Origin of the sequence: Pelomonas sp. Root405 (assembly GCF_001425165.1) — a bacterium.
Lineage (GTDB): Bacteria > Pseudomonadota > Gammaproteobacteria > Burkholderiales > Burkholderiaceae_C > Pelomonas.
In genome coordinates, this window is the sequence record NZ_LMDU01000001.1 from 1,007,033 (window position 1) to 1,026,968 (window position 19,936).

The window sequence follows — 19,936 nt, forward strand, 5'->3', positions numbered from 1 at the left end:
ATCGGGCCGAGCGCCGGGCCGCTCCCAAGCCGGCCCGCCCTGGCGATGTGCTTGAGGCTCAATGTCGAAAGCATCGCCGTCCCCTCGGGGGACCGACTGGGCCGCCCGCGTTCAAGGCGGCAGGACCAGGCGAGGGGCTCACATTCAGCAACTGCTGTTTTTGCGGGAGTCGGTCCCGCAGATCTGCGGCCGGCCCAGCGGGTTGAGGTCGATGCGCAACTGCTGGTTGCGGTTGTTTGACAGGCCGATGCGCGTCCAGTCCAGCGCGCGGCCCATGCCGGCCTGGAACGTGACGCTCTGGCCAGACTGCAGCAGCGTGCCCTTGTACTCGTGGTGGGTTTCGCCACCCAGCTCGCAGCGCGGCTGGCCGGTGGCGCAGTCGCAGGGCGTCTGGCGGCTGACGCCCCAGCACCATTGGGCGCCGCTGCTGAAGCTCACATACATGTTGCGCCCTTCGTCGACACTCAGCGTGCGCGCGCGGCGCAGGTCCAGCTCCAGCAGGCTGGCCACGTGGCGCAGGCGCTCGCGGGCCAGGTAGTCGACATAGCTCGGTACCGCAGCTGCCGCCAGGATGCCGACCACGGCAACGACAAACACCGCCTCCAGCAGCGTGAAACCGCGCGCGCGATCCGCCCTCATGGATCCAGCTTCAACAAGCGACGGCGCTTTTGCGTCTGGTCTACGTAGACTTGCAGCGAGCGCGCAGCGTTGGCATCCAGTTCGACGAACGAGCAGCCGAGCTGCTGTGCGCCGCTGGCATCGCCGCTGATCGGGCTGACATGGTGGGGCAGCAGGGCGATGCGCAAGGCGCTGATGCGGTCCAGCTCCAGCACCAGGCCATGGGCAACCTGGCCCACTGGCGGCCCGGCGAAGTCGGCCGGCAGGGCCAGCGCGAGGCCGCCGATGCTGATGTCAAGCACGCGTGCCGCATGCCCGGCGTGCGCGCCGCCCGGCAGGATGACGCGCGGGTAGGCGCTGCCGGCGGGCTGCACACGGTAGGACTGGCGGCGCTGGAAGCGGTAGAGCCGGCTTGGCATGGTGCCGCGCAGCACGGTGCCTTGTTCGCCACTGACGAGGACGGGGGCCTCCAACTCGAACTGCAGTTTGATGGTGCCCAGGTAGGCCACGGCCGTGATCTCGGCGCCGGCGACCAGCGTCTGGCTGATGCCTTCCGGGTCGGCGCCGATTTCCAGGCCGATGAGGTCGGCCTCGGCATCCACTGCGCAGATGCGGCTGGACAGGCTGCCTTGCGGGCCGCTCAACAACACGCCGGCGCCCTCGCGCTGCAGCTGCTGCAGATAGGCCGCGATCTCGGCGGTGGAGGTGACGCGCAGGTCCTCGGGAGTGGCTTCAGTGGCGCTCATGCAGGCGATGGTAGCCGCGCGCAGGCGGTATCAGGTATTCGGGCCGAGCGCCGGGCCGCTCCCAAGCCGGACCGCCGGGCGATGTGCTTGCGGCTCAATGCCGCAAGCGTCGCCGTCCCCTCGGGGGACCGATCAGGCGCGCCCGCGTTCAGCGCGGCGAGACTGAGCGAGGGGCTCAATGGACCAGTCGGCTGCTGCCCTTGAGCACATGGTCCAGATCCTCCAGCCACGGCTCGGCCAGGTGGCGGATCTCGGCGTCGTTGAGCAGGATGCGCTGCATGATGCGCGTCTTCAGCTGCGACTCGTTGCCGCCCAGCTGGTTGTGGTTGGCCGCGGCCTTGAGCTGGGAGATCAGCAGCACGCAGGCACCTTCGAGCTTGACGACTTCGTCCCAGTTGCCCGTGCGGGCGGCGGACAGCATGTCGGCGCTGGCTTGCTCGATGGCTTCGTAGTAGTTCAGAAGTTCAGAGTTCATGTCGGGGGCACCGGCTAATTCTTTGGGAAACGGGGGCTCAGGCGGCGCGGGCGGCGTCGCTGCCGAGCGCGGCCGGTGTCTGGGCGATGGCGCCCCAGGCTTCGCGCACGGGGCTGAGGAGGCGCTGGCACTCCTCGATGGCGGCCAGGTCGCCGTGCAGGTTGGCCTGGGTCAGGCGCATGCAGACATAGCCATAGAGCTCGCGCAGGTCGACGGCCAGCTGGCCGGCGGACAGGTCCAGCCCGGCACGCAGGCCTTCATCGAGGATGCGCACGGCGCGCGACAGCGAGCGGTTCTTCAGCTCGACGTTGCCGGCGGGAATGGCTTGGGCGGCCTGGTTCATCGCGTCGAACACGCCGTCGAACAGCATGGCGACGAGGCGATGCGGGCTGGCGGCCTGGACATCGGTCTCCAGGCCGACTTTGGCGTAGAGGGTGGCGCGCTGGTTGCGGGCTGCGAAGGGGGAGGACATGTTGCCGTACATGGGGTGTCTGGGTTGGCGTCGTCGTGTTGACTGTTTTTCGGCCTTCCCGGGGGTGAACTTGAGCCGGCCTTCGCCGGAACTTGCCACGAACTGTGCGGCTATTCCGCCCTATTGCAAAGCCCGGCTGCGCTGTGCGGGCCCAGCGCACAAACGACAACGGCGACCGAGGTCGCCGTCATGGGTTTTTGCGGCGGCTGCCGCGCGGCCTCACTTGTTCAACAGGGCCAGCTGCTGGGTGACGTAGTTGGACAGGCCGTTGAGCTTGCCCATCTGCGTGTCCAGCGCCGAGTAGCGCGCGCGCAGGCGGGCCTCGGTGATGGCCGCCCGGTCTTCCAGCCGGTCCATGCTCTTGCTGTTGTTGTCGATCAGCTTCTGCAGCCCGGCCTGCTTGCTGGTGATGCGGCCATCGGTGCTGAGCGCGCCGTCGACATAGCTGCGGATGCGCTGCGCAAAGCCGTCGTTGCCGCTGTTGGTCCCGTCCAGGCCCATGAACAGGGTCTTCAGGCTGTCGAGGTTGCCCAAGGCGGTGTTGAGCTTGGTTTCCGAGGTCTTGAGATTGCCGTCGCTGCCGGGCTCCAGGCCGATCTCGGCCAGGCGGCCGATGCTGCCGGCCAGCGAGGTGGTGCCACCGATGATGCTGCGCAGCTGGTTCTGCAGGCCCACGGCGGTCGCGTCGCCCTGCAGCGTGCCGGCGGTCTTGGCGGCGGAGTCGTACTTGGTCTGTTCGCGCAGCAGCGCATTGACGGCGTTGTAGGCCGTCGTGAAGTCGCTGATGATCTTCTTGATCGAGTCCTTGTCCTGGCCGACGGACACGCTGGCCGGGATGGTGGTCGTCTTGAGCAGCGTGATGTTGAGGCCGTCGATGGCCTCCTTGAGCGTGTTGGACTCGGAGCTGATGTCGATGCCGTTGATCAGCGCGCGGGCGTTCTGCGCCGGCAGCGTCTGGATCAGCGATGTGACGCCGATGCGTGGGTCATAGCCCAAGTCGGCCAGGCCGGGGTCGGCGTCGATGCGGAAACCGTTGGTCTCGCCGGTGGCGGTGGAGCGCATGGTCAGGCGGGAGCCCGACGCATCATTGACGATGGAGGCGGTGACACCGGCGCCCGCCGCGTTGATCGCGTCACGGATGCCGGCCAGGGTGTCCTGGCCGGGGCCGATATTGATCGTGACCGGCGTGGCGCCGGCCTTGTCGGTGAACGTGGCATCGCCGTTGCCGTCGGTGCCCCAGGCGCCGAGGGTGATGGTCAGGCTGCCCTGGCCGACGGTGGTGGTCGAGTTGGCATAGGGCGTGCCGCTGACCAGCGTCTGCGCGTTGGCCAGTTGGTTGACCTGCACCGTCACGTTGCCGATGGCTGCACCGGCGCCGGCGCTGACGGCGACGGACGTCGTGTCGCTGGAAGTGGCCAGGGTGCCGCCCCAGGTGGCCGGTGCGGTGAGCTTGGACGCGGCGTCGCGCAGGGCGGCCAGCGAGCTTTGCACCTTGCCGAAGACGGACAGTTCGGTCCGCAGGCCTTCCGTGCGCCTGGCAAGCTGGGTGATGGGGGTTCGTTCGGCGGCGACGAGCTTGCTCACCAGCGACTCGACGTCGAGGCCGCTGCCGATGCCGGCGGAGGTGATGGTTGCCATGCTGCTGAAGGAAGTAGGAAAAGCCGATATGCAAGAGCGATATCGGCTTGGGTTTCCGGAACTTTAGGCCCCGGAGAGAATTTTTTGTCGAGACCCTTGCGGGCCTCAACGTTGCAGCAGCGACAGCACCTGCTGCGGCAGCTGGTTGGCCTGGGCCACCATCGCGTTGCCGGCCTGCTGCAGGATCTGGGCCCGACTCATGTTGGCCGTTTCCTGCGCGAAGTCGGCATCCATGATGCGGCTGCGGGCGGAGGTCTGGTTCTCGACGGCCACCTGCAGGTTGGAGATTACCGCGTCGAAACGCGACTGGATCGCACCGTAGGTCGCCCGGGTGTTGTTGATCGTGTCCAGCGCCAGGTCGATGTTGTCCATCACGACGCCCAGGGCGGTGAAGTCCGCGGTGTTGTCGATCAGCGCCGGGAAGGGCGCCGCACCGGCGCCGAGCAGCGCGACGACCGTCGGGTCCTGCGTCAGGTCCAGGGCCGCGACCGTGATGGAGTCGTTGCTCGTGGTGTTGGCGCCGATCTGGAAGGTCTGGCCGGTGCCCGCCGCCACGCCTGCCGTGTCGGCCAGGATGGGTTTGCTGTTGAAGGTGGTCGCATTGACGATCCGCCAGATTTCCGAGCCGAGCTGCTCGAATTCCTTGTTCAGCGAATCCTTGTCGGAATTGCTGTTCGTGGAATTGCGGGCCTGCACGGTCAGCTCTCGCATTCGCTGCAGGTTGTCGCCGATCTTGCCCAGCGCCCCTTCTGCGGTCTGCGCCAGCGAAATGCCGTCATTGGCGTTGCGGATGGCAACGTTCATGCCGCGGACTTGCGTGTTCATGCGCTCGGCAATGGCCAGGCCCGCCGCGTCGTCCTTGGCGGAATTCACCCGCAAGCCGGACGACAGGCGCTGCATCGACACCGCCAGCGATTGCTGGGAGGAGTTGAGGTTGCGCTGAGCGTTCAGCGAGTTGATGTTCGTGTTGATGGTTTGTGGCATCGCGCACTCCTGGATTCGGTCGCCGAGCCGGCTAAGTGGTGCCGAGACTCGATGGACCGAATTCTGAAAGTGCGCCGGTTTGCCGAAAGCCCGATCAAAGGCCTAAACCACCGCCAATCCGAAACGCCGCGCCGCCACCTTTTGAGGTGCGGCGCGGTTTGCTGCGGGCTTCAGCCGCGCAGCAGGGCCAGCACCTGCTGGGGCAGCTGGTTGGCCTGCGCCACCATGGTGTTGCCGGCCTGCTGCAGGATCTGGGCGCGGCTGAGGTTGGCCGTTTCTGCCGCGAAGTCGGCGTCCATGATGCGGCTGCGCGAGGCGCTCTGGTTCTCGACGGCGACCTGCAGGTTGGAGATCACGGCGTCGAAGCGGTTCTGCGATGCGCCGAGCGTGGCGCGCTCGCCGTTGACCTTGTCCAGCGCCAGGTCGATGTTGGCGATGACGGTGTCGATCGTCGCGCCCACGGCGGTGTTGTCGATGACGGCCCGGCCCGCGCCGGTGTTGTCGGTGCCGGCGACGGTGGTGATCGTGGCATCGGTCGTCATGTCGGTGGTGACGATGTCGATGCGGTCATTGCCGGTGGTGTTGGCGCCGACCTGGAAGGTCTGGGTGCCGGCGGCGGCGGTGGCCAGCACGGCCTTGCCGTTGAAGGTGGTGCCGCCCAGCACGCGCTGGATTTCCTTGGCCAGTTCGCCGAACTCCTTGTCCAGCGAGTCCTTGTCGGCGTTGGTGTTGGTCGCGTTGCGGCCCTGCACGGCGAGTTCGCGCATGCGCTGCAGCGCGTCGCCCACCTTGGACAGCGCGCCTTCAGCCGTCTGCGCCAGGGAGATGCCGTCGTTGGCGTTGCGGATGGCGACTTGGGAGCCGCGGACCTGGGCGTTCATGCGTTCGGCAATCGCAAGGCCTGCCGCGTCGTCCTTGGCCGAGTTGACACGCATGCCGGAGGACAGGCGCTGCATGGAAACGGCCAGGGACGACTGCGACATCGCCGTGTTGCGTTGTGCGTTCAGGGAAGCGATGTTGGTGTTGATGATTTGAGGCATGACTCAATCCTTTCGTTGACGAACAAGTCCGGTGCGAAGCCGGTCAAAAGCGGTTGCAACTGGCCTCCCCAAAGGGGAAAGCCACGTCCGCGTCCTGCCCTGTGCGCCCATGCGCTGATCGGGGCCGGCTGACCGGACCACGTGGTCCTCGAATGTTTTCGCGAACCCGTTGGACTGGTTATCGTCGACTGATGGATTGACTTGAATCCTTTTGCATGTCGCTCCGAAAAACGCCACCCGCGGCGGCGGGCGTGCGTCAAGGAGCTTGTGCTGGAGGGGTGAGGATTTCTGCCTTCGTGACGGGCAGTTCACTCAGGGCCAGCGGTGCTGGCCCGGCGTCATCGAAGCAAGGAGAGGACCTGCGACGGGATCTGGTTGGCCTGCGCGATCATGGCGTTGCCGGCCTGCTGCAGGATGCTGGCGCGTGACATATTGGCCGTTTCCTGGGCGAAGTCAGCATCGGTGATGCGGCTCTTGGCGGCGCTCTGGTTCTCGACCGAAATCTGCAGGTTGGAGATGACGGCGTCGAAGCGGTTCTGCGAAGCACCCAGCGTAGCGCGCTCGCTGTTGACCGTGTCCAGCGCGGAGTCGATGTTGGTGATGACCGTGTCGATGGCGGCGCCACCGGCGGTGTTGTCGATCACGGCACGGCCAGCACCGGTGTTGTCGGTGCCGGCGACGGCAACGACATCGGCGTCGGCCGTCATGTCGGTCGTGACGACGTCGATGCGGTCATTGGAGGTCACGTTGGCGCCGACCTGGAAGGTCTGGGTGCCGGCAGCCGAGGTAGCCAGGATGGCGCGGCCGTTGAAGGTCGTGCCGCCCAGCACGCGCTGGATTTCCTTGGCGAGTTCGCCGAATTCCTTGTCGAGCGAGTCCTTGTCGGCGCTGGTGTTGGTCGCATTGCGAGCCTGCACTGCCAGTTCACGCATGCGCTGCAGCGAGTCGCCCACCTTGGCCAGCGCGCCTTCAGCCGTCTGGGCCAGCGAGATGCCGTCGTTGGCGTTGCGGATGGCGACGTTGGAGCCACGCACCTGAGCGTTGAGGCGCTCGGAGATGGCGAGGCCGGCGGCGTCGTCCTTGGCGGAGTTGACACGCAGGCCCGAGGACAGGCGCTGCATCGAGACGGCCAGGGAGGCCTGCGAGGTGGACGCATTGCGCTGCGCGTTCAGCGACAGCAGATTGGTGTTGATGACCGAGGCCATGATGTTTCCTTTTGCTAGATATACCGGCAAGCCGCCGGACGAAGACTCGAGTGCCCGGGTTTGGCACCCGTGCTATCCACTCCGGCGCACCTTGGCAGGCACGCCGTTGCAGCGACGCCCGACGCCAGTCAACCTCTGAAGCTGTGCCACCACCAGGGGGCGGTGTCACAACACTTCGGCCTTCTAGCCGGACCACGAGGCTGAGTAGCCCCGTTGCAATGGCTATCGGTGCGGCGCAGAAGTTTCTTTAGCGCGATTTGTCAAGAGCGTGATCTTTTGAATAAAAGGAGTTGCAGGTGCCTGTTCGTTGGATCGACCGCCGGCGAGAAAAGCGGCGGTGATTGACCAGGCTTTTCATCAGATCGACCGGCCCGGCGCTTCCTAAAGTGCGTTCCATCCCGGCCGAACCCCTGCGCCGGACCTGGAGCCCCGCCATGCGCGCCTCGTCGACGACAGCCCGACCCAAGAACGCCCACCGTCCCGTCGCGGTCCCGGACAACTCGCCGGCCATGCTGCTGGCGCGCGCCCGCAATACCGCCTTCGCCGAGGCGGCCAAGGGCAACCTCGGCGGCGGCCTGGGCGTGCTGTATGACGCGCTGCAGGATGAGCCGATGAGCCACGACCTGCTGTCCGACATGGCGGCGCTGCTGCTGGCGGCCGGCAAGCTGGACCACGCGGTGGCCTATGCCGAGCGCGCGCTGCAGGCCAGCTCGCTGCACGGCCCCAGCCTCTACACGCTGGCCTTTGCGCTGTCGGGCCGCGGCGAACATGATCGCGCCATCGGCGTGCTGACCGAACTGCAGTCGGGCGCCGGCCGCGTCAGCCTGCAGGCCGAGGCGCCCGAGCTGGTGCCCGTGGCCATGATCGAACTGGAACGCCTGCGTCGCGAGCGCTGATTTCCGCGACGCTTTTCACACCCGGGGCCCCGGCCAGCGCAAGCTGCCGGGGCTTCTGCTTTTGGCGCCGACGCGCTTGTAGGAATTTCGCTGACAAGGCCTTCATGCCGCGGTGACAGCGCGTACCGACGCAGCCTGATATCGGGAAAGAAGAGGGGTCAACACAATCCGTTTCACTGATCCGCAACACCCCATCACCTCTCTGAAACGGAAGCCGCCATGAACACCGACCAAATGCTCGCCGAGATCCGTGAAGCCAATCTGTCCTATCTGATGCTGGCCCAAAGCCTGATCCGCGCCGACCGCGAGCAGGCCCTGTACCGCCTGGGCGTCAGCGAAGACACGGCCACGCTGATCGGCACGCTGAGCCCGGCGCAGATCATGAAGATCGCTTCCGGCAACACGCTGCTGTGCGCCTTCCGCATGAGCGATGACCTGGTGTGGGGACTGCTGACCAACCACAGCAAGCCGGGCGCCAACGAATCGGTTTCGCGCCTGCATGCATCGATCCTGATGGCCGGCCGCCACGAGCACGCCTGATCCATCGCCCGATTCGCTGCCAACCCGTTCACAGATTCCCCGGAGCCACACCATGCGCGTCAAGAGCATCCTCACCGAAGCCAAGCAGATCGACCGTGCCGTCCAGCTGATCCACCTCGGTGCGCGCCTGCAGGTGCTGGAATCGGAAACCGACCTGTCTTACGAGCGCCTGCTGCGCCTCTACAAAGAAGTGAGCGGCAAGTCGCCGTCCAAGGGCCAGTTGCCCTTCTCGACCGACTGGTTCATGACCTGGCAGCCCAACATCCACGCCAGCCTCTTCCTGAATATCCACGAGTACCTGAACAAGGCCGCCGAGATGGATGAGATCGACACCGTCATCAAGGCCTACCAGCTCTATCAAGAGCAGACCACGGCCCAGGGCCTGGAAGCCATGCTGTCCGTGACGCGTGCCTGGCGCCTCGTCAAGTTCGTCGACAACGGCATGCTGACGCTGACCAAGTGCTCCAAGTGCAACGGTCATTTCGTCACCCACCCGCATGAAGTGGCGCGCCATTACGTCTGCGGTCTGTGCAACCCGCCCGCCCGCGCCGGCAAGGGCCGCGCGCAAGGTTCCATTCAGATGCACTGATCGCCGGGGCGAAACTCTCGCCATGTGGATCACCCGTTGGCCGCTGCCCGCTCTGTTGAGCTGGCTGGCGGCCTGGTTCGTTTATGCGGCTGCGTTGGCGGCGGGGTTGTCGCCCGGCCCGGCGCTCGCCGCGGGCGCTGCCGTCGGTGGCGTGCTGGGCTGGCTGCAGCAACAACGCTGGCGGCGGCTCATCGTCGCGCTGGGTTTTCCGGCGTCGGTTCTGGCCCTGGGCTGGCAGGGCGGCACCTCCGGACTGCTGTGGCTGGTGCCACTGGCGCTGCTGTGGTGGTTGTACCCGCGCCGCAGCTGGTCTGAAGCGCCCCTGTTCCCGACACCGCGTGGCGCCCTTGAGCGACTGCCGAGCCTGGCGCCGCTGCCGCCCGGCGCTCGCGTGCTGGACGCCGGCTGCGGCGTGGGCGACGGCTTGCGTGAACTGCTTCACGCCTATCCGCAGGCGCGCGTCGAGGGCGTGGAATGGAGCCGGCCGCTGGCCTGGCTTGCAAGCGTGCGGGTGCGCAGCGCCACGGTGCGCCAGGGCGACCTGTGGGCCGACGACTGGGCGCCGTTCGCGCTGGTCTACGTCTTCCAGCGCCCCGAGTCCATGCCGCGCGTCTGGGCCAAGGCCTGCGCCGAGCTGGCGCCGGGGGCCTGGCTGGCCAGCCTGGATTTCGCCGTGCCCGACGTCACCCCCGCGGCCAGCTGGCAGTTGCCCGGCGGCCAGTACGTGCGGCTTTACCGCCCTGCGCGGAAAGCAGCGTCAAAGCCGCCCAATTGACACGTTCACCCCGGGCACGGCGCGGCATACTTTCTTCAGCCCCCCGGCATCGGGCCGATATGGCCTGAAACCTCCCAACGCCTCACCCCATGTTCGTTCTCATCGGCTGGGCCATCCTGATGGTCTGCATCTTCGGCGTGTTCATCGGACACGGCGGGAACATCAGCGTCATCCTGACTGCGCTGCCGTTCGAGATGATCACCATCTTCGGCGCCGCCCTCGGCGCCTTCCTGGCCAACAACCAGATGAAGGTGATCAAGGCGACGGTGGCCGGCCTGGGGCGTTGCTTCAAGGGCAGCAAGTACAGCAAGGCGCGCTACATGGAGCTGATGGCGCTGATGTACGACATCCTGCAGAAGGCCCGCAAGGAAGGCCTGATGTCCATCGAGAAGGACGTCGAGGACCCGCACAACAGCCCGCTGTTCCAGAAGTACCCCGTGGTCGGCAACGACCACCACGTCACCGAGTTCATCACCGACTACCTGCGCATGATGGTGTCGGGCAACCTCAACGCGCACGAGATCGAATCGCTGATGGACAGCGAGATCGAGACCCACCATCAGGAAGAACACGCCGCCGTTGCCGCGCTGCAGCGACTGGCCGGCGGCCTGCCGGCCTTCGGTATCGTGGCCGCCGTGCTGGGCGTCGTGAACACCATGGGCTCGGTCGGCCAGCCACCGGCGGTGCTGGGCGGCATGATCGGCTCGGCCCTCGTCGGCACCTTCCTGGGCATCCTGCTGGCCTACGGCTTTGCCGAGCCGCTGGCCGGCCTGCTGGAGCAGAAGGTGGAAGACGCCGGCAAGGAATTCCAGTGCATCAAGACCACGCTGCTGGCCAGCATGCAGGGCTATGCCCCCCAGGTCGCCATCGAATTCGGCCGCAAGGTGCTGTTCTCCGATGTCCGGCCGTCGTTCACCGAGCTCGAGAGTCACGTGAAAAAGAAGTGATGGAGCCAATGAAATGCAACCACGGAGGCACGGAGGCACAGAGGCAATGCGTCTTTGTCTTTCTCCGTGCCTCTGTGCCTCTGTGGTTGCATTTGCCTTTTGCAAAGGCTGATCCAGATGGCCGGTGACGCGAAAAAGCTCCAGCCCATCATCATCAAGAAGGTGAAGAAGGGCGGCCATGCGGTGCATGGCGGTGCGTGGAAGATCGCCTACGCCGACTTCGTCACGGCCATGATGGCCTTCTTCCTGCTGATGTGGCTGCTGGGCTCCACCACCGAGGGCGACAAGAAGGGCATCGCCGAGTTCTTCCAGTCGCCGCTGCGCGTGTCCATGCTGGGCGGCTCGGGCTCGGGGGACTCCTCCAGCGTCGTGCGCGGCGGTGGCAAGGACCTGACGCGCGAGACCGGCCAGGTCAAGGAAGGCGAGAGCGCCGCCCGGCGCGCCAGCTACACGCTGCGCGCGCTCAAGGAAGAGCAGCGCAAGGCCGAGAAGTCCCGGCTGGAGCAGCTCAAGGCCAAGGTCGAGGAAGTGCTGGCCGAGAACCCCAAGCTCGCCGCATTAGGCGGCCAGATCCGCCTGGACATGACCAAGGAAGGCCTGCGCATTCAGATCGTCGACGAGGGCAACCGGCCGATGTTCGACAGCGGCAGCGCCGTCGTGAAACCCTATATGCGCGAGCTGCTGCGCGAGCTGGGCAGCGTGCTGACCGAGGTGCCCAACCGCCTCACCGTCGAGGGCCATACCGACGCGCAGCCTTTCTCCGGCGGCTCTGCGGGCTACAGCAACTGGGAGCTGTCGGCCGACCGCGCCAACGCGTCGCGTCGCGAGCTGGTGGCCGGCGGCCTGTCGGAGGCGCGCATGCTGCGTGTGCAGGGGCTGGCCGCAAGCAAGCTGCTCGATGCCAAGGACCCCAACGGCGCGCTGAACCGCCGCATCAGCATCATCGTGATGAACCGCGATGCCGAGGATGCCGTGCTGAAGAACGTGCCGGACGACCCCGAACCCGAGCCCGACACCCCGCCCGCGGAGGCTGGCGCCACGCAAGTGCCGCCTCCCGGGAAAATGCCGCAAACTCAAACACCGGCGCCGGCGCGCTAGAACTAGACTGCGCGCTGACCCCTGAATACCGCCAGCTCTGAGAGAGGACCGCCATGAGCGCTGACATGAAATTTCTGGTCGTCGACGACTTCTCGACCATGCGCCGCATCGTGCGCGGCCTGTTGAAAGAGATCGGCTACAACAACTGCGAAGAGGCCGAGGACGGCGTCGAAGCGCTGAACATGCTCAAGGGCGCCAAGTTCGATTTCGTCGTCAGCGACATCAACATGCCCAACATGACGGGCTTCCAGTTGCTCAGCGCGATCAAGGCTGATCCCAACCTCAAGCACCTGCCCGTACTGATGGTCACCGCCGAGGCCCGCAAGGAAGACATCGTGCTGGCCGCCCAGTCGGGTGCCGCGGGCTACATCGTCAAGCCTTTCACCAAGGCGACGCTGGAAGAAAAAGTCCTGAAGATCATGCAGAAGCTGGCCGCTGCGGCCTGACCCGGGAGCACAGCCATGTCGATGGAACAGTTGGCCAAGTTGGCCGCCGGCAACAACGATCCGTTGCTGGTCTCGCCCGAGGTCTTTCAGCAGCTCGGCACCATCACCCGGGTGCTGCACGACACGATGCAGCAGCTGGGTGTCATGCCCAAGCTGCAGCTGGCGACCGACGGCCTGCCCGACGCCCGCAGCCGCCTGAGCTACATCGCCACCAAGACGGCCGCGGCCGCCGAGAAGGTGCTGAACTCCGTCGATGCCGCCAAGGCTGACCATGCCGAGATCTCGGCCGCCACGCGCGCCATGGCCGATGCCATCGTCGCCGACCCGGTCAAGGCCGTCGCCAGCGGCATGGTGCTCAACTTCGTCAAGGAAGTCGAAAGCCGCACCGCGCGCATCGACAACCACCTGACCGACATCATGATGGCGCAGGACTTCCACGACCTCACCGGTCAGGTCGTCGCCAAGGTGGTCACGCTGGCCAACGACCTGGAAGACAGCCTCGTCAAGCTGCTGGTGCAGGTCGTGCCGCCCGAGCAGCGCGAAAAGGTCGACCCCAGCATCCTGCAGGGCCCGGTCGTGAACCCCGCGGGCCGCACCGACGTGGTGGCGGACCAGGGCGAGGTCGACGACCTGCTGGCCAGCCTCGGCTTCTGACGCGCCGCGTCCCGTCCAAAGCCGGCCTTGTGCCGGCTTTTTTCATTCGGCCGGCGCGTCGGTCGGCAATTCGCGGATGGCCTGGTTGAGCCTGTCCATCATTTGGGGCTCGACCTGCTGCGAGCAGGCGAGGTAGCGCAGCTCGCCGCGCGGCATGTCGGCGAACTCGATGCGCACCAGCGGCAGCGGCGCGAACTCGGCGTCCTTGCGCAACCAGCCCAGGTCCTCCTCGTCAATCAGCATGTAGTCGACGCGGCGCGCACTGACCATGCGAGCCAGCTGCAGCGGCGTCAATTGCGCGCGCACGACCGGCCTGGCGGCGGCGGTGAGGTGCTGGTCCAGTTGCTGGCCGTAGGACACGCCGTCCAGCATGCCCGGCTGCAGCGTGCTGTCTGAGAACAGCTGGGCCACGCGCGGCAGGCTGCGGATTTGCGCGGCCACGCTGGCGTGGGCCAGCACCACATGGGGCCTGTCGCGGTGGATGGGCAGCGAGAAGCGCGCGAAGGCCGCGCGCTCCGGGTTCTTGTACAGACCCGGCGAGCACAGGGCCGCCTGGTTGGCCTGCAGATGCTGCAGGGTGCGCCGGATCGGTACCTCGGCATAGTGCGCGGCGATGCCGGCACGCTTGAGCAACCGCGCCGTCCGCTCCATCAGGAAGCCTGCCGGCTTGCCATCCTGGGTGTAGCTGTAGGGTGGCTTGTCGCGGTACTCGATGACCAGCGGCGCCTGCGCTGCGGCGTTGCCCACACCGGCGCAAGCCGCGGTCAACAGCGCGAGCGGGCGGATCCAGTGGCGGGGCATGCGTGAAGCGTAAACCTGCCCGTCCGGGTGTTGGCGCCTTGAAGGCGGCAATCCTGCACACCTCGCCCCAGTGGAAGGGCCAGGGCCACGATCAGGCGGCCAACCACACCGCTTTTCTCGCTCAAGTCCCGGGCGCGGCCTCGAACAATCCTGCCCTAGCGCAGCAGTAGCAACATGGCCGACCAAGACGCACAGGATCGCAACTTACCCGCCTCGCCCAAGAAGATTGAAAAATCGCGGGCCGAGGGCCAAGTGCCGCGTTCTCGCGACCTGCCGCATTTCGCGATGATGGTCGCGGGCGGCGCGGCCTTGGCCGTGGGCGGTCCGCAAATGATCGAGAAGCTGCGTCAAACGCTGATCACCGGCCTGCACTTCGACGCCAGCCTGCTGGCCCGCCCGGGCTTCATGGGCGAGCGCATGGTCGAGATGACGCTGGCCTTTGCGCTGGTGGCGGGCCCGATCGCTGCGTTGCTGATGCTGGTGGGCATTGCCAGCAACCTGGCCAGCGGCGGCTGGAACTGGACGATGAAGCCGCTGAGCCCGAAGTTCACCAACTTGAATCCGCTCACCGGCATTGGCCGGCTGTTCAGCGGCCAGGGTCTGGGCACCGCAATGAAGGCCGTGCTGCTGGCGCTGGTGCTGGGGGTCGTCGGCGCCATGGTGCTCAAGGACAGGCTCGCCGCCTATGTGAGCATCATGTCCGTGCCGCTGCCGTCGGCGCTGGCCTACGCCGGGCAGCAGCTGATGGGCGCCCTGGGCGTGCTGGCCATCGCGCTGGCGGTATTTGCCGCCATCGACGTGCCGCTGCAGCGCCAGCTCTGGCTGCGCCGCATGCGCATGAGTCGCGAAGAGGTCAAGCAGGAGATGAAGGAGGTCGAGGGCAACCTCGAGGTCAAGGCCAAGATGCGCGCCATCATGCGCGACATGGCCAAGCGCCGCATGCTGGCCGCCGTGCCGCAGGCCGACCTGGTGGTCATGAACCCGACCCACTATGCCGTTGCCTTGAAGTACGAGGAAGGCAAGATGGCCGCGCCCAAGGTCATCGCGAAGGGCGCCGACCTGCTGGCCATGAAGATCCGCGACCTGGCCAAGGAGAGCAAGGTGCCGGTGCTGCAGCAGCCCGTGCTGGCCCGCGCGCTCTACGCCCACGCCAAGGTCGACCACGAGATCCCCGCCGCGTTGTTCGGCGCCGTGGCCCAGGTGCTGGCCTATGTCTACCAGTTGCGCGCCGCGATGGCCTCGCGCAATGCGCCGCGCCCCGATGTACCGCATCCGCACGTGCCGCCGGAGCTCGACCCGCACAACAAGCCGGGCTGGTCGCCCGACCCTGAGCAAGACTTCACGGCGTGAGCGCGGGACACCCGGCCGGGTGAGAACAGCCCGGTTTTCCCGCCGCTTCTCCGCCTCAAGTTTTGCGGGCAGCCACGAAGAATGGCGGTGACACCGGACCCGCCCGCATGAACCAGCTCACCGCCAAACTCCAAGCCCTGCTCGGCCCGCGCGCCGGCATCATCGGCGCGCTCGGCGCGCCCATCGCCGTGCTGCTGGTGCTGGCCATGATGGTGCTGCCGCTGCCGCCCTTTGTGCTGGACCTGCTGTTCACCTTCAACATCGCGATGGCGGTGATGGTGACGATGGTGGCGGCCAACATGATCAAGCCGCTGGACTTCGCGGCCTTCCCGACCGTGCTGCTGCTGACCACGTTGATGCGCCTGTCGCTGAACGTCGCGTCCACGCGCGTGGTGCTGCTGGAGGGCCACACCGGCACGGGCGCGGCGGGCAAGGTCATCGAGGCCTTCGGCCACTTCCTGATCGGCGGCAACTTCGCGGTCGGCCTGATCGTGTTCGCGATCCTGGTGGTCATCAACTTCATCGTCGTCACCAAGGGCGCCGAGCGCATCGCCGAAGTCGGTGCGCGCTTCACCCTGGACGCCATGCCCGGCAAGCAGATGGCCGTGGACGCCGACCTGAACGCCGGCCTCATCAACGAGGCGGAGGCCAAGCGTCGCCGCTCCGAGCTGGGCGACGAGGCGGACTTCTTCGGTTCCATGGATGGTGCCAGCAAGTTCGTGCGCGGGGACGCCATCGCCGGCATGCTGATCCTGGTCATCAACATCGTCGGCGGCTTCATCATCGGCGTGGCGCAGCACAACCTGTCCGCCAGCCAGGCCGCCAACAGCTACATCCTGCTGGCCGTCGGTGACGCGCTGGTGGCGCAGATCCCGGCGCTGCTGATCTCGGTCGCCGCCGCCATGGTGGTGTCGCGCGTCGGCACCGACAAGGACATCGGCAGCCAGATCGGCAAGCAGGTGTTCGGCTCGGCCAAGTCGTTGGCCATCACGGCCGGCGTCATCGGCGCGCTGGGCCTGATCCCGGGCATGCCGCATGTCGTCTTCCTGCTGATCGCCGCCGGCCTGGGCTACCTGGCCTACTGGCTGCGCAGCAAGGAGCAGGCCGCAGAAGCCGCCAAGGCCGTCAAGCCCATCATGCCCAGCAGCGAAGGCGCGGGCGAGGCAAGCTGGGAAGACCTGGTGCCGGTGGACACGCTGGGCCTGGAAGTGGGCTACCGCCTGATCACGCTGGTCGACAAGAGCAAGGAAGGCGACCTGCTGAGCCGCATCAAGGGCGTGCGCCGCAAGTTCGCGCAGGAAGTCGGCTTCCTGCCGCCACCCGTGCACATCCGCGACAACCTGGAGCTGCGCCCCAGCCAGTACCGCATCTCGCTGCGTGGCGCCGTCGTCGGCGAGGCCGAGGCCTTTCCGGGCATGTGGCTGGCCATCAACCCCGGCCACGCGACGCAGAAGCTGCTGGGCACCCAGACCACCGACCCCGCCTTCGGCCTGCCGGCGGTGTGGATCGAGGAGCGGCAAAAGGAGATGGCCCAAATGAGCGGGTTTACGGTGGTTGATTGCTCGACTGTCGTGGCCACCCATCTTTCACACTTGATGCAAGTGCACGCGGCCAAGTTGTTGGGCCGCGTGGAGACGCAGGCACTGGTCGAACACCTCACCAAGCAGGCGCCCCAATTGATCGAAGACGTGATTCCCAAGATGGTCAGCATCGCCACCCTGCAACGCGTTCTCCAGCTGCTGCTGGAAGAGGGCGTGCATGTGCGCGACATGCGCTCCATCGTCGAGTGCCTGGCCGAGCATGCGCCGGGCGTCACCGACCCGCAGGAGCTGGCCCGCCGCATCCGCACCCATATCGCCCCGGCCATCGTGCAGCAGATCTACGGCAGCACCAAGGAGCTGGACGTCATCGCGCTGGAGCCCGAGCTGGAGCGCCTGGTCACCCAGGCCCTCAACTCGCCGCATGGCGCCGCGCTGGACCCCGGCGTGGCCGACACGCTGGCCCGCAGTGCCGCCGACAACGCCCAGAAGCAGGAAGACCGCGGTGTGCCCGCCACGCTGTTGGTGCCCGACCTGATCCGCGCGCCCATGGCCCGCCTGCTCAAGCGCGCCGCGCCCCGGCTCAAGGTGCTCGGCCACAGCGAGATTCCTGAGACCCACACCATCCGCATCGGCTCCATCATTGGAGGTACAGCATGAACGTCCGCAAATTCACCGCGAGGACATCGCGCGAAGCGCTTGCCCTCGTCAAGCAGGCCTTCGGGGCCGACGCCGTCGTGCTGTCCAACAAATCGGTGCCGGAAGGCGTCGAGGTGCTCGCGATGGCGCCGGAAGGCATGGGCCAGATCGAGCAGATCGCCCACACCGCGCCGCGCACGGTGGCCCGCCCGGCCGCCCAGCCGCAGGCGGCCGCCCCAGCGCAGCTGCCGCAGCGTGCGCCGTTCTCGGAGCGCGCCCGCCAGGAACCCAGCTTTGGCGCCCCTGAAGTGCAGGGCGACGTCGAGCAGCTGGCCATGAGCACGCTGAGTTTCCAGGACTATGTGCGCGAGCGCGTGCTGCGCCGCCGCCAGGCCGAGCTGAGCGGTCAGCCGGATCCCGTCAGCGCGCCTGCGCCGCTGCCGCAACGCCAGCAGCCGCCCGCTGCGTCGCTGGACGCTGCGCGCGCCCAGCGCGAGCAGCGCGCCGCCGAAGCCATGGCCGCGCTGGCGCCCAAGCGTGCCGCCCAAGCGCCGGCCCAGCCTCAGCCGCAAGGTCGACAGTCCCGCCCCGTGCCGCCGGTGCTGCGCGACGAGATCCGCATCCCGACCGCCGCCGCGCAACAGCGCACCGTGCCCCAACTCAGCGACATCGGCGGCATGGTCGCCGAGCCCCTGCCGCTGCCCGGCCAGCCCACGCAGGTGCAACGCAGCCAGATGGACATGGCCGACGAGCTGCGCCAGATGCGCGGCCTCATCGAGGAGCGCTTCTCCTCGCTGGCCTTCATGGAAAAGCTGCAACGCCAGCCCGTGCAGGCGCGCCTGACGCAGAAGCTGCTCGAGATCGGCTTCAGCCCGGCACTGGTGCGCAAACTGGCCGAGAGCTGCCCGTCCGACTTCAAGGCCGGCTCGGCCACCGACCCGGCGGATGAGACTGCCTGGGCCGCCCATGTGCTGTCGCGCAACCTGCAGACCGACGAGGCCGCCCCGGCCATCGAGGACCGCGGCGGCGTGTTCGCGCTGATCGGCTCCACCGGCGTCGGCAAAACCACGACGACCGCCAAGCTGGCTGCCCACTTCGCCACCAAGTACGGCGCCGGCCAGCTCGGCCTCATCACGCTGGACGCCTACCGCATCGGCGCCCATGAGCAGCTGCGCGCCTATGGCCGCATCCTCGGCGTGCCGGTGCACACCGCCCACGACCGCGCCTCGCTGGACGACCTGCTCGACCTGCTGTCCAACAAGAAGCTGGTCCTGATCGACACCGCCGGCATGGCCCAGCGAGACAGCCGCACGCAGGAACTGCTGGAGATGCTGGCTCACCCCAGCATCAAGAAGCTGCTCGTCATCAACGCCGCCCAGCAGGGCGAGACCATTGAAGACGTCGTCAACGCCTGGAAGGGCGCCGCCTGCGAAGGCGTCGTGCTCAGCAAGATCGACGAGGCCGTCAAGCTGGCCCCGGCGCTGGACACGCTGATCCGCCACAAGCTCAAGGTGCTGGGCGTGGCCAACGGCCAACGCGTGCCCGAAGACTGGCACCGCCTGCCCAGCGTGGCCCTCGTGCAGCGCGCGCTCAAGAGCGCCGCCTCGGGCGCCTGGCGCATGGACAACGCCGACGTCAACCTCATCTTTGCCGGCGCGCCGCTGGCCAACGCTGGTCTGAGGGCGGTCCACTGATGTCGTCGATGCTGCAAGACCAGGCACATGGGCTGCGGCGGCTGTTCGCCGCGTCCAAGACGCGCTTCGTGCCCGTCGTCAGCAACCCGCGCGTCATGGGCGCCGGCGTGCTGCTCGAAGGCCTTTGCGCTGCCTTTGCGGAACTGAACCTCAAGACCCTGGTGGTCGACGCCGGGGTGCATTCGCCGCAGCCCTCGGAGCTGGCCCAGGTCGACCTGTCCAACTGCATCGAGCGTCTGTCGCCGAAGGTGTCCTACCTGGCCGCGCGCGGCCTGCCGCTGCGCCACATCAATGCGAACGGCTCGGCCGCGGCCTTCCTGGAGGCGGTGGCCGCGGCGGCGCCCGACGTCGACGTCATCCTGCTGCATGCGCCGGCCGCCGAGCTTGCACGCATCGTCGCGCAGCGTGAGGTGCGCCCGCTGCTGCTGGCCGATACCGACCCGGCCAGCGTCACCGAAGCCTATGCCGGCATGAAATGGCTCACACAACGCGCGGGGTTGATGGTCTACAGTCTGCTGATGGCCTGCCACCCTCAGTTGCGCGTGGCCACCCGCATTGCGCAACAGCTCCATTCCTGCGCCGATGGCTTCCTCGGCTCGGTATTGCGTGACTGGGCCTGTCTGGACCCGCGGGCTTCCCAACATGCTCCGCTCACCCCCGAGCTGCGTCATCTGGCTCGCGAGCTCTTGCTTGCGGCCCCCCCGGGCGCGGCTGTCGACGCCGCCTCCGACGCGATCCCGCTGCGCCCGGCGCGCACGGCGTCCAACCCATTCGTTGCAGCGCATTGAACT

General features: G+C 67.2%; 21 protein-coding genes. 12 read left to right on the forward strand and 9 right to left on the reverse strand.

Going from position 1 to position 19,936, the window contains the following annotated elements:
• Positions 1 to 144: 144 nt before the first annotated feature.
• The 8 genes from ASC81_RS28150 to ASC81_RS04500 form a co-directional block, all read right to left on the reverse strand.
• On the reverse strand, positions 145 to 639 hold the full coding sequence (locus ASC81_RS28150) for a GspH/FimT family pseudopilin (protein WP_056263185.1): 495 nt from the start codon (positions 637 to 639) through the stop codon (positions 145 to 147).
• Positions 636 to 1,364, reverse strand: a complete 729-nt coding sequence (locus tag ASC81_RS04470) for a flagellar brake protein (protein WP_056263187.1) — start codon at positions 1,362 to 1,364, stop codon at positions 636 to 638. Before ASC81_RS04470 ends, ASC81_RS28150 begins: the two co-directional genes overlap by 4 nt.
• A 175-nt stretch (positions 1,365 to 1,539) precedes the next feature.
• A complete protein-coding gene (locus ASC81_RS04475; RefSeq protein ID WP_056263190.1) occupies positions 1,540 to 1,839 on the reverse strand; it encodes a flagellar protein FliT in 300 nt (99 codons plus the stop codon).
• A gap of 37 nt (positions 1,840 to 1,876) precedes the next feature.
• Positions 1,877 to 2,311 carry a flagellar export chaperone FliS gene (gene fliS, locus ASC81_RS04480; RefSeq protein WP_235533567.1) on the reverse strand — a complete coding sequence of 145 codons (435 nt, stop codon included), beginning with the start codon at positions 2,309 to 2,311 and terminating at the stop codon, positions 1,877 to 1,879.
• Positions 2,312 to 2,530: 219 nt separating this feature from the next.
• Positions 2,531 to 3,949 carry a flagellar filament capping protein FliD gene (gene fliD / locus ASC81_RS04485; protein ID WP_056263196.1) on the reverse strand — a complete coding sequence of 473 codons (1,419 nt, stop codon included), beginning with the start codon at positions 3,947 to 3,949 and terminating at the stop codon, positions 2,531 to 2,533.
• 105 nt (positions 3,950 to 4,054) lie between these two features.
• Positions 4,055 to 4,933: a flagellin gene (locus tag ASC81_RS04490; protein ID WP_056263199.1), complete on the reverse strand. Its 879-nt coding sequence runs from the start codon at positions 4,931 to 4,933 to the stop codon at positions 4,055 to 4,057.
• Positions 4,934 to 5,103: 170 nt separating this feature from the next.
• Positions 5,104 to 5,973 (reverse strand): flagellin, encoded by an 870-nt coding sequence (locus ASC81_RS04495; RefSeq protein ID WP_056263200.1) that lies wholly within the window; start codon positions 5,971 to 5,973, stop codon positions 5,104 to 5,106.
• Positions 5,974 to 6,311: 338 nt separating this feature from the next.
• A complete protein-coding gene (locus ASC81_RS04500; protein ID WP_056263203.1) occupies positions 6,312 to 7,178 on the reverse strand; it encodes a flagellin in 867 nt (288 codons plus the stop codon).
• 434 nt (positions 7,179 to 7,612) lie between these two features.
• Here ASC81_RS04500 and ASC81_RS04505 point away from each other — a divergent pair, with 434 nt between their 5' ends.
• From ASC81_RS04505 to ASC81_RS04540, 8 genes are all read left to right on the forward strand, one after another.
• Positions 7,613 to 8,074 carry a hypothetical protein gene (locus tag ASC81_RS04505; RefSeq protein ID WP_056263206.1) on the forward strand — a complete coding sequence of 154 codons (462 nt, stop codon included), beginning with the start codon at positions 7,613 to 7,615 and terminating at the stop codon, positions 8,072 to 8,074.
• A 219-nt stretch (positions 8,075 to 8,293) separates the two neighbouring features.
• Entirely contained in the window at positions 8,294 to 8,614 is a 321-nt protein-coding gene (gene flhD, locus ASC81_RS04510; RefSeq protein WP_056263208.1) for a flagellar transcriptional regulator FlhD, read from the forward strand.
• Between the two features lie 52 nt (positions 8,615 to 8,666).
• Entirely contained in the window at positions 8,667 to 9,203 is a 537-nt protein-coding gene (flhC, locus tag ASC81_RS04515) for a flagellar transcriptional regulator FlhC (RefSeq protein ID WP_056263210.1), read from the forward strand.
• 22 nt (positions 9,204 to 9,225) lie between these two features.
• Positions 9,226 to 9,978, forward strand: coding sequence for a trans-aconitate 2-methyltransferase (locus tag ASC81_RS04520; protein WP_056263213.1), 753 nt, complete (start codon positions 9,226 to 9,228; stop codon positions 9,976 to 9,978).
• A gap of 89 nt (positions 9,979 to 10,067) precedes the next feature.
• Complete coding sequence (gene motA / locus ASC81_RS04525) at positions 10,068 to 10,925, forward strand: flagellar motor stator protein MotA (RefSeq protein ID WP_056263214.1); 858 nt, start codon at positions 10,068 to 10,070, stop codon at positions 10,923 to 10,925.
• Positions 10,926 to 11,042: 117 nt separating this feature from the next.
• A complete protein-coding gene (gene motB, locus ASC81_RS04530) occupies positions 11,043 to 12,023 on the forward strand; it encodes a flagellar motor protein MotB (protein ID WP_082536247.1) in 981 nt (326 codons plus the stop codon).
• Between the two features lie 65 nt (positions 12,024 to 12,088).
• Positions 12,089 to 12,469, forward strand: a complete 381-nt coding sequence (gene cheY, locus ASC81_RS04535) for a chemotaxis response regulator CheY (protein WP_369820837.1) — start codon at positions 12,089 to 12,091, stop codon at positions 12,467 to 12,469.
• A 15-nt stretch (positions 12,470 to 12,484) separates the two neighbouring features.
• Positions 12,485 to 13,123: a protein phosphatase CheZ gene (locus ASC81_RS04540; protein ID WP_056263220.1), complete on the forward strand. Its 639-nt coding sequence runs from the start codon at positions 12,485 to 12,487 to the stop codon at positions 13,121 to 13,123.
• 42 nt (positions 13,124 to 13,165) lie between these two features.
• Here the strand turns inward: ASC81_RS04540 and ASC81_RS04545 are convergent, their stop codons facing one another.
• Positions 13,166 to 13,924, reverse strand: a complete 759-nt coding sequence (locus tag ASC81_RS04545; RefSeq protein WP_056263222.1) for an ABC transporter substrate-binding protein — start codon at positions 13,922 to 13,924, stop codon at positions 13,166 to 13,168.
• A gap of 174 nt (positions 13,925 to 14,098) precedes the next feature.
• Between ASC81_RS04545 and flhB the strand changes: the two genes are divergently transcribed.
• From flhB to ASC81_RS04565, 4 genes are all read left to right on the forward strand, one after another.
• Complete coding sequence (gene flhB / locus ASC81_RS04550) at positions 14,099 to 15,274, forward strand: flagellar biosynthesis protein FlhB (RefSeq protein ID WP_056263225.1); 1,176 nt, start codon at positions 14,099 to 14,101, stop codon at positions 15,272 to 15,274.
• Between the two features lie 107 nt (positions 15,275 to 15,381).
• Entirely contained in the window at positions 15,382 to 17,472 is a 2,091-nt protein-coding gene (gene flhA / locus ASC81_RS04555; RefSeq protein WP_056263228.1) for a flagellar biosynthesis protein FlhA, read from the forward strand.
• Positions 17,469 to 19,145: a flagellar biosynthesis protein FlhF gene (flhF, locus tag ASC81_RS04560; RefSeq protein ID WP_056263231.1), complete on the forward strand. Its 1,677-nt coding sequence runs from the start codon at positions 17,469 to 17,471 to the stop codon at positions 19,143 to 19,145. The genes flhA and flhF overlap by 4 nt, the downstream gene beginning before the upstream one ends.
• A gap of 8 nt (positions 19,146 to 19,153) precedes the next feature.
• Positions 19,154 to 19,933 carry a flagellar biosynthesis protein gene (locus ASC81_RS04565; RefSeq protein ID WP_156391728.1) on the forward strand — a complete coding sequence of 260 codons (780 nt, stop codon included), beginning with the start codon at positions 19,154 to 19,156 and terminating at the stop codon, positions 19,931 to 19,933.
• Positions 19,934 to 19,936 lie beyond the last annotated feature (3 nt).

Bases quoted from the DNA above. Each gene is read 5' to 3' on its own strand.
- ASC81_RS28150 (WP_056263185.1), bottom strand. From the start codon at position 639: ATGAGGGCGGATCGCGCGCGCGGTTTCACGCTGCTGGAGGCGGTGTTT.
- ASC81_RS04470 (WP_056263187.1), bottom strand. From the start codon at position 1,364: ATGAGCGCCACTGAAGCCACTCCCGAGGACCTGCGCGTCACCTCCACC.
- ASC81_RS04475 (WP_056263190.1), bottom strand. From the start codon at position 1,839: ATGAACTCTGAACTTCTGAACTACTACGAAGCCATCGAGCAAGCCAGC.
- fliS (WP_235533567.1), bottom strand. From the start codon at position 2,311: ATGTCCTCCCCCTTCGCAGCCCGCAACCAGCGCGCCACCCTCTACGCC.
- fliD (WP_056263196.1), bottom strand. From the start codon at position 3,949: ATGGCAACCATCACCTCCGCCGGCATCGGCAGCGGCCTCGACGTCGAG.
- ASC81_RS04490 (WP_056263199.1), bottom strand. From the start codon at position 4,933: ATGCCACAAACCATCAACACGAACATCAACTCGCTGAACGCTCAGCGC.
- ASC81_RS04495 (WP_056263200.1), bottom strand. From the start codon at position 5,973: ATGCCTCAAATCATCAACACCAACATCGCTTCCCTGAACGCACAACGC.
- ASC81_RS04500 (WP_056263203.1), bottom strand. From the start codon at position 7,178: ATGGCCTCGGTCATCAACACCAATCTGCTGTCGCTGAACGCGCAGCGC.
- ASC81_RS04505 (WP_056263206.1), top strand. From the start codon at position 7,613: ATGCGCGCCTCGTCGACGACAGCCCGACCCAAGAACGCCCACCGTCCC.
- flhD (WP_056263208.1), top strand. From the start codon at position 8,294: ATGAACACCGACCAAATGCTCGCCGAGATCCGTGAAGCCAATCTGTCC.
- flhC (WP_056263210.1), top strand. From the start codon at position 8,667: ATGCGCGTCAAGAGCATCCTCACCGAAGCCAAGCAGATCGACCGTGCC.
- ASC81_RS04520 (WP_056263213.1), top strand. From the start codon at position 9,226: ATGTGGATCACCCGTTGGCCGCTGCCCGCTCTGTTGAGCTGGCTGGCG.
- motA (WP_056263214.1), top strand. From the start codon at position 10,068: ATGTTCGTTCTCATCGGCTGGGCCATCCTGATGGTCTGCATCTTCGGC.
- motB (WP_082536247.1), top strand. From the start codon at position 11,043: ATGGCCGGTGACGCGAAAAAGCTCCAGCCCATCATCATCAAGAAGGTG.
- cheY (WP_369820837.1), top strand. From the start codon at position 12,089: ATGAAATTTCTGGTCGTCGACGACTTCTCGACCATGCGCCGCATCGTG.
- ASC81_RS04540 (WP_056263220.1), top strand. From the start codon at position 12,485: ATGTCGATGGAACAGTTGGCCAAGTTGGCCGCCGGCAACAACGATCCG.
- ASC81_RS04545 (WP_056263222.1), bottom strand. From the start codon at position 13,924: ATGCCCCGCCACTGGATCCGCCCGCTCGCGCTGTTGACCGCGGCTTGC.
- flhB (WP_056263225.1), top strand. From the start codon at position 14,099: ATGGCCGACCAAGACGCACAGGATCGCAACTTACCCGCCTCGCCCAAG.
- flhA (WP_056263228.1), top strand. From the start codon at position 15,382: ATGAACCAGCTCACCGCCAAACTCCAAGCCCTGCTCGGCCCGCGCGCC.
- flhF (WP_056263231.1), top strand. From the start codon at position 17,469: ATGAACGTCCGCAAATTCACCGCGAGGACATCGCGCGAAGCGCTTGCC.
- ASC81_RS04565 (WP_156391728.1), top strand. From the start codon at position 19,154: ATGCTGCAAGACCAGGCACATGGGCTGCGGCGGCTGTTCGCCGCGTCC.